This window comes from Flavobacterium profundi, assembly GCF_006491645.1.
Lineage (GTDB): Bacteria > Bacteroidota > Bacteroidia > Flavobacteriales > Flavobacteriaceae > Flavobacterium > Flavobacterium profundi.
In genome coordinates this window covers 42,058-52,526 of the sequence record NZ_VDCZ01000018.1, presented here as the reverse complement: position 1 = coordinate 52,526, position 10,469 = coordinate 42,058, and the positions used below count along the sequence as shown (strand labels likewise).

Annotated in this window: 13 protein-coding genes; 10 read left to right on the top strand and 3 right to left on the bottom strand. The window is 31.1% G+C overall.

Annotated features, from left to right (window positions below; all coding sequences use genetic code 11):
* Positions 1-148: 148 nt before the first annotated feature.
* Positions 149-928, bottom strand: a complete 780-nt coding sequence (gene mazG, locus FHG05_RS17515) for a nucleoside triphosphate pyrophosphohydrolase (protein WP_140999408.1) — start codon at positions 926-928, stop codon at positions 149-151.
* Between the two features lie 192 nt (positions 929-1,120).
* Here mazG and FHG05_RS17510 point away from each other — a divergent pair, with 192 nt between their 5' ends.
* Genes FHG05_RS17510 through FHG05_RS17500 form a run of 3 tightly spaced genes read left to right on the top strand, consistent with a single transcriptional unit; the run spans position 1,121 to position 2,273 of the window.
* Positions 1,121-1,657 (top strand): DUF2975 domain-containing protein, encoded by a 537-nt coding sequence (locus FHG05_RS17510; protein ID WP_140999407.1) that lies wholly within the window; start codon positions 1,121-1,123, stop codon positions 1,655-1,657.
* A gap of 2 nt (positions 1,658-1,659) precedes the next feature.
* Positions 1,660-1,863 (top strand): helix-turn-helix domain-containing protein, encoded by a 204-nt coding sequence (locus tag FHG05_RS17505; RefSeq protein WP_130736122.1) that lies wholly within the window; start codon positions 1,660-1,662, stop codon positions 1,861-1,863.
* A 44-nt stretch (positions 1,864-1,907) separates the two neighbouring features.
* Positions 1,908-2,273 (top strand): VOC family protein, encoded by a 366-nt coding sequence (locus tag FHG05_RS17500; protein ID WP_140999406.1) that lies wholly within the window; start codon positions 1,908-1,910, stop codon positions 2,271-2,273.
* A gap of 44 nt (positions 2,274-2,317) precedes the next feature.
* Here the strand turns inward: FHG05_RS17500 and FHG05_RS17495 are convergent, their stop codons facing one another.
* Together FHG05_RS17495 and def are read right to left on the bottom strand one after the other, a co-directional pair.
* The gene (locus tag FHG05_RS17495) at positions 2,318-2,740 is read right to left on the bottom strand and encodes a DUF5606 family protein (RefSeq protein WP_140999405.1); all 423 of its coding nucleotides are present in this window, start codon (positions 2,738-2,740) and stop codon (positions 2,318-2,320) included.
* Positions 2,741-2,841: 101 nt separating this feature from the next.
* Entirely contained in the window at positions 2,842-3,429 is a 588-nt protein-coding gene (gene def / locus FHG05_RS17490) for a peptide deformylase (protein WP_140999404.1), read from the bottom strand.
* 209 nt (positions 3,430-3,638) lie between these two features.
* Between def and FHG05_RS17485 the strand changes: the two genes are divergently transcribed.
* The 7 genes from FHG05_RS17485 to FHG05_RS17455 are packed head-to-tail and all read left to right on the top strand — an operon-like array spanning position 3,639 to position 10,468.
* Positions 3,639-4,313 (top strand): GNAT family N-acetyltransferase, encoded by a 675-nt coding sequence (locus FHG05_RS17485; RefSeq protein WP_140999403.1) that lies wholly within the window; start codon positions 3,639-3,641, stop codon positions 4,311-4,313.
* A 15-nt stretch (positions 4,314-4,328) separates the two neighbouring features.
* Entirely contained in the window at positions 4,329-5,546 is a 1,218-nt protein-coding gene (locus tag FHG05_RS17480; RefSeq protein WP_140999402.1) for an argininosuccinate synthase, read from the top strand.
* Complete coding sequence (gene argC / locus FHG05_RS17475) at positions 5,536-6,507, top strand: N-acetyl-gamma-glutamyl-phosphate reductase (protein ID WP_140999401.1); 972 nt, start codon at positions 5,536-5,538, stop codon at positions 6,505-6,507. The genes FHG05_RS17480 and argC overlap by 11 nt, the downstream gene beginning before the upstream one ends.
* Before the next feature lie 13 nt (positions 6,508-6,520).
* The gene (locus tag FHG05_RS17470; RefSeq protein WP_140999400.1) at positions 6,521-7,684 is read left to right on the top strand and encodes an aspartate aminotransferase family protein; all 1,164 of its coding nucleotides are present in this window, start codon (positions 6,521-6,523) and stop codon (positions 7,682-7,684) included.
* Positions 7,662-8,615, top strand: a complete 954-nt coding sequence (locus FHG05_RS17465; RefSeq protein ID WP_140999399.1) for a Rossmann-fold NAD(P)-binding domain-containing protein — start codon at positions 7,662-7,664, stop codon at positions 8,613-8,615. Before FHG05_RS17470 ends, FHG05_RS17465 begins: the two co-directional genes overlap by 23 nt.
* Complete coding sequence (gene argB, locus FHG05_RS17460) at positions 8,608-9,408, top strand: acetylglutamate kinase (protein WP_140999398.1); 801 nt, start codon at positions 8,608-8,610, stop codon at positions 9,406-9,408. The genes FHG05_RS17465 and argB overlap by 8 nt, the downstream gene beginning before the upstream one ends.
* Positions 9,383-10,468: a M20 family metallo-hydrolase gene (locus FHG05_RS17455; protein WP_140999397.1), complete on the top strand. Its 1,086-nt coding sequence runs from the start codon at positions 9,383-9,385 to the stop codon at positions 10,466-10,468. The genes argB and FHG05_RS17455 overlap by 26 nt, the downstream gene beginning before the upstream one ends.
* Position 10,469 lies beyond the last annotated feature (1 nt).

Below are 10,469 nucleotides of genomic sequence, written 5' to 3'. Positions count from 1 at the left end.
CATTTCCTTATTTTGGTAAACGCTTCGCTTCCTCCCAAAATTGTAGAACTATTTGAAAATCATAGATTTCCATTTCCTTATTTTGGTAAACGCTTCGCTTCCTCCCAAAATGGTAGAACTATTTGAAAATCATAGATTTTCTAATTCTTTATTTTGGCAAACGCTTCGCTTCTTCCCAAAATACATCCATTTCAGCTAAAGTCATATCTGCTAATGATTTTCCTAATTCACCAGCTTTATTTTCTAAATATTGAAATCGCTTTATAAATTTTTTATTGGTTCGCTCCAATGCGTCTTCCGGATTTACTTTTAAAAAACGAGCATAATTAATCATCGAAAATAAAACATCACCAAATTCTGCTTCAATTGTATCTTGATTTCCCAGTTGAATTTCATCTTGTAACTCTTGTAATTCTTCTTGTACTTTGTCCCAAACTTGATGAGACTCTTCCCAGTCAAAACCTACTCCTTTCACTTTGTCTTGTATGCGACTCGCTTTAACTAATGCAGGTAAACTCTTGGGTACACCTTCTAAAACGGATTTTTTTCCTTCTTTTAATTTCAATTTTTCCCAATTGCGCTTCACTTCTTCTTCATCAGCTACAACAACATCCCCATAAATATGCGGATGACGATCAATCAATTTATCACAAATAGAATTCGCTACATCTGCAATATCAAAAGCATTGGTTTCACTTCCTATCTTAGCATAGAAAACAATATGCAACAATAAATCTCCTAATTCCTTTTTTATTTCCTGTAAGTCATTATTTAAAATGGCATCACCTAATTCATATGTCTCTTCTATAGTTAAATGACGTAAACTTTCCAATGTTTGTTTTTTATCCCATGGACATTTTTCTCTTAAATCATCCATGATATCTAATAATCTATTAAAGGCTTGCAATTGACTTTCTCTATTGTTCATTGTTTTTTATTTAAAATTCCAAAATGAATACTGTAAAATTAGGTATTATTTTATGAAATGCTACTATTCAATCTCTTATTATCATATTTCTACTTTTGTAAATTCATCAAAATAAATATTTATTCGTATTTATTGTTTTTCAATAAATATTTATTTATTTTTGACAAATATTAATTACTAATCAAATACAATATGTCAAAACAAAACAACTTCGTTTTTAAAGTTTTAAGTATTTTTTCTTGGATTATTTTTGTGGGCTTGTGTATTGAAGCTGGAGGTTTATTGGTTAATTTTTTTATCAGTATATTCAAACCAAAATGGATACAAAATTTATATCAAAAATTAGATTTAACTGAACTATACAACCAAAGCAAATTCTTATTTTTTGGTATCTATAGTTTTATCTTGTGTATTGCGATTCTAAAAGCTGTACTTTTTTATATGATTATTAAATTGACTTATAAAATCAATTTAGAAAAACCATTTAGCACATTTGTTTTAAAACAAATTTCTCGCATTAGTTATTATACTTTTTCTATAGGTATTTTGAGTTATATTGGACAACAATTTAATAAAAATTTAATGCATAAAGGGTTCGATACCACTCTTACAAATCCCTTTTTACCCGATAGTCAAGCGTTTATTCTCATGGCAGGAATTATCTATATAATTGCTGTTATTTTTGCAAAAGGAATTGATCTACAGAATGAAAATGAATTAACTATATAAGTATGCCAATAGTTGTGAATCTAGATGTAATGATGGCAAAAAGAAAAATGTCATTGAACGAACTCTCAGAGAAAGTGGAATTAACACTCTCCAACCTTTCTATTTTGAAAACGGGTAAAGCAAAGGCCATACGATTTAGTACTTTAGAAGCAATTTGTAAAGCATTAGAATGTCAACCTGGTGATATTTTAGAATATATTGATTAATATTTCATTTTAAAGTATCTTTATAATTCTTTTAAAACATACATATGAATCATCAAGCTAAATCCATACGCCCTTTTATTGGTTCTAAAAATTACGAGATTTCAAGACAATTTTACCTAGATTTGGGTTTTAAAGAAAGTAGTATAGAACCAAATATGAGTTATTTCTATTCTGGTGATTTTGGTTTTTATCTTCAAAATTACTATGCAAAAGATTGGATAGACAATACTATGGTTTTTATGGAAGTAGAAGATGTTTATACTTTTTGGAATGAATTACAAGAACTTCAATTACCTGAAAAATATGAAGGGGTAAAAATTGTTCCCATAAGAGAACTTCCTTGGGGAAGAGAATGTTTTGTTCATGATCCTTCAGGAATATTATGGCATTTTGGAAATTTTAATACATAAAAAAGTCCTCAAATGAGGACTTTTTAGTATACGATAATTTAAAATTATTCTGCTTTTTCTTCTTTAGCTTCTTCTGTTAAAGCTTCAACTGATACAAATCCTTTTGGTTGTAATATGTTGTACCAATTTAAAATCTTTTTAATATCTGAAGTATACACTCTCTCTTCATCAAATTCTGGTAACACTTCACGGAAATATGCTTTTAAAGTAGCATCATCTTCTTTATGAGAAATAGTCTCTCCATCATTTTCTTTTGTAGCAATTGCCTTAAAAACTTCTGATAGACGAACTTCTTCTGTATAGGTATACACTGCTATTTCAGATAACAAACTTACATTACTTCTCATTCCTACAGTAATTCGTTTTCCGTCTAATAAAGATTCTGCAACAAATCCAGTTCTTGTTTGTATTTTTAATTCGTATAAACCTGGTTTACCAGAAATAGCTAATATTTTTTGAATACTCATGTTGTTTTAAATTTTAAAGATGGCAAATATATAATTTTAGTTTAAAGTTTAAAAGTTTAAAAGTCGAAAGTTCAAAGTATAATTAATACTTCTTTTTCTTCCTATCTTCCTTTTACTTTCGCAAATTTCATTTTATAATCGGGTCTTGCTTTTCCTTCTAAAATGTTATTCAATTTTTTACCAATCAATTTCTTTTTTAAAGCAGATAAATGATCTGTGAATAAAATTCCTTCAATATGATCATATTCATGTTGAATAACGCGCGCAATTAATCCAGAATACACCTCTGTTTTTTTATTAAAATCTTCATCAAAATATTCAATTGTAATTGTTTCATGTCTAAAAACATCTTCTCTTACATCTGGAATACTTAAACAACCTTCATTAAACCCCCAAATATCTCCTTCTTCCTTAATAATTTTAGCATTAATAAAAGTTTTCTTAAAAGCTTTTAATTCAGCTGCTTCTTCTTTAGAAACCTCATCACTATCTGAAAAAGGAGCCGTATCAACAATAAAAATTCTTATAGGCAAACCTACTTGTGGTGCCGCTAATCCAACTCCTGATGCATGATACATCGTTTCATACATATTAGCTATGGTTTCTTTTAAATTAGGATATTCAGGTGTAATTGCCTCACCTACTTTTCTTAACACGGGTTCGCCGTATCCGTATATTGATAAAATCATTCTTTAGTACATTTTAATAAAGTGCAAAATTAAACAATTAAATTATATGTTTTACTAGATTTTTCACTATTAAAAAAGATAATTTATTTAAAAAAATTTATTTAAAAGATAAAATATCTAAATATATTTTTTAATAATATTATTTATCTTTTTTTAACTAAATTTACAAATAATAAATCTATATTTGCCGCTTATTATTAATTTTAATTATGCAATTTACAATTGAACAGGCTTCAGAAAAGCATTTACATTATGCTGAAGCGATTTGCAATGAAATGGAAGCTTCTGCCAAAGTTAGAGGCACTGGTATTGCTAAGCGTTCCCCTGAGTATCTTCAAAAAAAAATGATGCAAGGCAATGCAATTATTGCGATAACAGAAACAGGCAACTGGGCCGGGTTTTGTTATATCGAAGTGTGGAGTCACGAAAAATTTGTTGCTAATTCTGGTTTAATTGTGTCACCCGAGTTTCGGGAATTTGGCTTAGCCAAGAGAATAAAGCAAGCTATTTTTAAATTATCTAGAAGTAAATACCCTACTTCTAAAATTTTTGGACTAACCACAGGTTTAGCCGTTATGAAAATTAATAGTGATTTAGGCTATGAACCGGTAACGTATTCTGAACTGACTCAAGATGAAGATTTTTGGAAAGGTTGTACTTCGTGTATTAATTACGAAATTTTAGTAAGTAAAGATCGGAAAAACTGTATGTGTACTGCTATGATTTGGGATCCTGTAGAAAAAGAAAAAGACAAAAAGTTAAAAATAGAACAAAAAGTTATCGCAAAAGAGCGATTGAGTAGAATGAAGAAAAAACATTCTTTATTGAAAATAATATCAATGAAATTTAAAAAAAAAGGTAAAACTTTTTTAAACCTTATTTAAAATCGCATTATAACAATGAAAAAGAAAATAGTTTTAGCATACAGTGGTGGTTTAGACACATCTTTTTGTGCCGTTTATCTCTCGAAAAAATTAAATTATGAGGTGCATGCGGTAACTGTAAATACGGGTGGTTTTTCACAAGAAGAAATCGATGCTATTGAGAAACGTGCTTATGAACTAGGAGTACATTCCTACACTTGTGTAGATGCAATGGAAGATTACTATACAACTTGTGTAAAATATTTAATTTTTGGAAATGTACTAAAAAACAATACGTACCCTTTATCGGTTAGTGCAGAAAGAACCATACAAGCAAAAACCATTGCCGATTATGCTCTTCAAATTCAAGCAGAAGCGGTAGCGCATGGCAGTACTGGTGCTGGTAATGATCAAGTTCGATTTGATGTTATTTTTAATATTCTTTGTCCTAATACTACTATCATAACCCCAATTCGTGATTTACAACTTTCTAGAGAAGCAGAAATTCATTTTTTACAAGAAAATGGTTTTGAAATTAATTTTGAAAAAGCGCTCTATTCTATTAATAAAGGCTTATGGGGAACTTCAGTTGGTGGAAAAGAAACGCTTACTTCTCATGGCTATTTACCCGAACAAGCTTTCCCGTCTCAATTAAATACGGCAGTAGCTCCTTCTACAGATGTAACACTTCATTTTGAAAAGGGAGAAATAGTAGGTATTAATAACAAAGCATTTTCCAATCCTGTACAAGCCATTCAACATCTTGAAAACATTGCAGCTCCTTATGCAATTGGAAGAGATATGCATGTTGGTGACACCATTGTAGGTATAAAAGGAAGAGTTGGTTTTGAAGCTGCTGCTGCCATTTTAATTTTAAAAGGACATCATCTCTTAGAAAAACACACCTTATCCAAATTTCAATTGAATCTGAAATCGCAATTAGCAGACTGGTATGGAAGTTGGCTACATGAAGGTTTATTTTTAGATCCAGCTATGAGAGATATCGAAGCCTTCTTTGAAAGTACTCAGGATAAAGTAACTGGAAAAGTATTTATTACGCTTTTACCTTATCGTTATATTCTAAAAGGAATTGAATCAGAAAATGATTTAATGAATGCTAAATTCGGTAGTTATGGTGAAATGAATTTAGGATGGTCTGGAGAAGATGTAAAAGGGTATTCAAAAATTATTAGCAATTCACTTTCTATTTATCATAAAGTGAATGCCGCTCAAAAAGAAGTCAATGCAAACTAAAATAAAAGTAGGAATTATAGGTGCTGCCGGTTATACCGGTGGCGAACTCATTCGATTATTACTCCATCATCCAAATGTACAAATTAACGCTGCTATCAGTAGAAGTAATACTGGTAAACCGGTTTATGCTGTACATACAGATTTATTTGGGGAAACTGAATTGCAGTTTACGAATGAATATGTTAACTCAGACGTTTTATTTTTGTGCTTACCACACAAAGAAAGTAAAACTTGGTTAGAAGAACATACCGTTTCTGATACCACTAAAATTATTGATTTAGGAAATGATTTTAGATTAGATGGTAATTTCTCAAAAGGTGAATTTATCTACGGTTTATCAGAAATCAATTGGGAAAGCATAAAAAAAACAAACTATGTAGCTAATCCTGGCTGTTTTGCAACTGCCATACAATTAGCATTATTACCATTGGCTCAAGAAAAATTATTGAATAAAGTGTACACAACGGGTATAACGGGTGCAACCGGTGCTGGTCAACAATTGCAACCTACCTCACATTTTAGTTGGAGAACCAATAATATTTCAGCTTATAAAACATTATCGCACCAACATGTACCTGAAATTTGTCAAACATTAGAACATTTTAACAAACAGAAAGTGCATTTAGAATTTATACCTTGGAGAGGCGATTTTACGAGAGGTATTTTCACCAGTTCTACAGTAGAAACGTATTTGTCTTTAGAATCGGTTTATGCGATTTATGAAACCTATTATAAAAACAATCCGTTTGTATTTGTTTCTCATAATACTATAGATTTAAAACAAGTAGTCAATACCAATAAATGTTTGATTCATATTGAAAAACAAGGAGAACAAGTGGTTATCCACTCTATTATAGACAATTTAATTAAAGGAGCTTCAGGTCAAGCTATTCAAAACATGAACATTATGATGGGTTGGGAACCAACCTTAGGCTTGAAACTAAAAGCATCCGCATTTTAAAAATATTCCCATTATGAAACTATTTGATGTATATCCGTTATTTGATTTAAATTTCATTGAAGCTGAAGGCAGTTTTTTATGGAATGATAGAAATGAAAAATATTTGGACCTATATGGAGGTCATGCAGTAATATCTATTGGTCATAGTCATCCAACCTATGTAAAAATGTTAACCCGACAATTGCATAATATCGGCTTTTATTCTAATTCTGTACGTATACCTATACAAGAAGAAGTAGCCAAACAATTAGGGAAATTAAGTGGCTATGAGGATTACGAATTCTTTATGTGCAATTCAGGAGCTGAAGCCAATGAAAATGCTTTAAAATTAGCTTCTTTCCATACCAATAAGAAAAAAGTAATTTGCTTTACAAAAGCGTTTCACGGAAGAACTGCAGCAGCTGTTGCCGCAACCGATAATAAAAAAATTATAGCTCCTATAAATGAAACGGATAATTTTATCTTTTTACCTTTTAATGAAATTGAAGTATTAGAAGATGCTTTTAAAAATAATGAGATTGCTGCTGTAATTATTGAAGGAATTCAAGGTGTGGGCGGTGTTCAAATACCTACTACTCCATTTTTACAAAAGATACGAACTCTATGCGATCGTTATCAAGCGTTACTTATTTTGGACGAAATTCAATCGGGTTACGGAAGAACGGGTAAATTCTTTGCACATCAACATGCTAATATTAAAGCCGACATCGTTACAGTTGCAAAAGGTATGGGAAATGGTTTCCCTGTTGGTGGTGTAATCATTTCTCCTGAAATAGAAGCCAAACATGGTTTATTAGGAACTACTTTCGGAGGCAATTATTTAGCCTGTGCCGCATCAAAAGCCGTTTTAGAAGTGATGGAATCTGAAAAATTAATGGTAAATGCTAAGGAAATGGGAGATTATTTGTACCAACAATTAAAAGAGGATGAAATTATCAAAGAAATCCGTTATCAAGGACTCATGTTTGGTATTGAATTAAAAATGCCTTGTGCGCCTTTCAGAAATCAATTGTTACAAGATTTTAGAATTTTAACTGGAAATGCCTCTTGTCCTAACACACTTCGGATTTTACCAGCTTTGAACATTTCCAAAAAGGAATTGGATGTTTTCATCAGTGCTTTTAAAACCGTTTCTAAATTAAACATTAAAAAAAATGAACAAATTCTTTTCTGTTAAAGACATAACAGATTTAAATACATTAGTAAAAGAAGCTATTGCATTAAAAAAAGCGCCTTTACAAAACCAACATTTAGGAAAAGGAAAAACCATTGGCCTGGTTTTTTTAAATTCTAGTTTGCGTACGAGATTAAGTACTCAAAAAGCGGCTCAAAATTTAGGGTTACACACCATTATATTAAACGCAAATCAAGAAGCATGGACTTGGGAATTTGAAGATGGTGCTATCATGAATGGAAATACAATAGAACATGTTAAAGATGCAGCCAATGTTTTAAGTCAGTATTGCGATATTATTGGTATTCGTTGTTTTGCTGGTTTGACCAATAAAGAAGAAGATGTATCAGAAAAAGTGTATTCCCTTTTCGAAAAATATGCTAAAGTTCCACTAGTTTCTTTAGAATCTGCTACTTTACATCCTTTTCAAAGTTTAGCGGATTGCATTACCATTGCGGAACATTTACCTATAAATAAAAAACCAAAAGTAGTGTTAAGTTGGGCACCTCATATAAAACCTATCCCTCATGCTGTAGGTAATTCTTTTGCACAATGGATGCAAAAAGCAGATTATGATTTTGTAATTACACATCCCGAAGGTTATGAATTAGATCCTCAATTTACGGGTGGAGTAACCATTGAATACAATCAGGAAAAAGCGCTTGAAAATGCCGATTTTGTATATGTAAAGAATTGGTCCTCTTTTAAAAACTATGGCAAGCTAATTCCTGTTGAGGAAGATTGGTTATTGACCAATGAAAAATTGAAAGGAAGCAACAATGCTAAAATAATGCATTGCTTACCAGTAAGAAGAAATGTGGAGATTAGTGATGAGGTATTGGATAGCGAAAATGCATTGGTATACCAACAAGCCAATAACAGAACCTATGCTGCTCAAATTGTCTTGCAGAAAATATTAGAAAATCATGAATAAAGAAAAAGTTTTAGTAATAAAAATTGGTGGTAATAGTATCGATAACCCAAAAGAGTTAGTTGCTTTTTTGGAAACTATTGCTACTATTAAAACACCTTTTATACTCGTTCATGGTGGTGGAAAACTAGCAACAGATTTAGCTGAAAAACTTAATATTCCTCAACAATTAATTGATGGAAGAAGAATCACAAATGCAGAAACCATTAAAATTGCAACTATGGTGTATGCGGGTTATATAAATAAAAACATTGTAGCATTACTCCAAAAAAACAATAAAAATAGTATTGGATTATCGGGTGCAGATGCTAATCTTATTCAAACCACAAAAAGAGTCCATCCAACCATCGATTATGGTTTTGTTGGTGATTTACACACAACTAGTATCAATACCGAATTTATAGAGAATCTATTGAATTTTGACTTAACACCTGTAGTAAATGCCATTACACATGATGGAAAAGGTGAATTATTAAATACCAATGCCGATTCTATAGCCAATGCTTTAGCTGTAAGTTTAGCTAGCAAATATGAGGTTTCATTATTGTATTGTTTTGAAAAAAACGGGGTTTTATACGACCCCAGTAATGATGATTCCGTTATCCATGAATTGAATCATCAACAATTTGAAGAATTAAAACAGCAAGGAATTATTTCTAAAGGGATGCTACCCAAATTAGACAATTGCTTCCATGCGTTACAAAATGGAGTACAAACGATAGCCATCTTAAAAGCAACTCTTATTTTAGGCTTTTTAAACCACACCAATCATGAATACACAAGAATTATCAAATAATACCGTTACAGAATTATACGAAACAGCACTTTCACTACTGAAAAAATTAATAATCACACCTTCTTTTAGCAAAAGCGAAGATAAAACAGCTTCTATACTTGAAGATTTCTTTAAACTAAATGGAATACCAACACAAAGAAGTATGAATAATGTTTGGGCCTTTAACAAACTTTATGATGTTACAAAACCTACTATTTTATTAAATTCTCATCATGATACAGTAAAACCTAATTCGGGTTATACCTTAAATCCTTTTGAACCTATTGAAAAGGATGGGAAACTTTTTGGACTAGGTAGTAATGATGCTGGTGGACCATTGGTAAGTTTAATTTGTGCCTTTTTGTATTTCTATGAAAAAGAAAATTTAAATTATAATTTAATTATTACTGCTACAGCGGAAGAGGAAATTTCAGGTGTAAATGGTGTGGAGTCTATTTATAAGAAATTAGGACCAATTGATTTTGCCATTGTGGGCGAACCTACAGAAATGAATTTGGCTATAGCTGAAAAAGGATTGTTAGTTTTAGATTGTGAAGCTTCTGGAACCTCTTCTCATGCAGCTCATCCAAATACAGACAATGCTATTTTAAATGCTATTCAAGATATTCATTGGTTTACCCAATATAAATTTGATAAAATCTCACCTATTCTAGGTGAAGTTAAAATGACACCTACAATTATTAATAGTGGTTCCCAACATAATGTGGTTCCTAATTCCTGTCATTTCACTGTGGATGTAAGAACGAACGAATGCTATTCTAATGAAGAAGTATATCAATTAATACAGGAAAAAGTAAAGTCTAAAGTTACAGCTCGCTCTTTACGATTGAACTCCTCTTCTATTCCATTGGAACATCCTTATGTTAAAGCAGGGTTAGCTTTAGGAAGAACCTATTATGGTTCGCCAACATCTTCTGATCAAGCCGTTATTCCTTGTCCGTCTTTAAAAATAGGTCCAGGTTTATCGACACGTTCTCACAGTAGTGACGAATTCATTTATTTGGATGAAATAAAAGATGCTATTCAAATTCATATTTCAATTTTAACCCAAATACTATAAA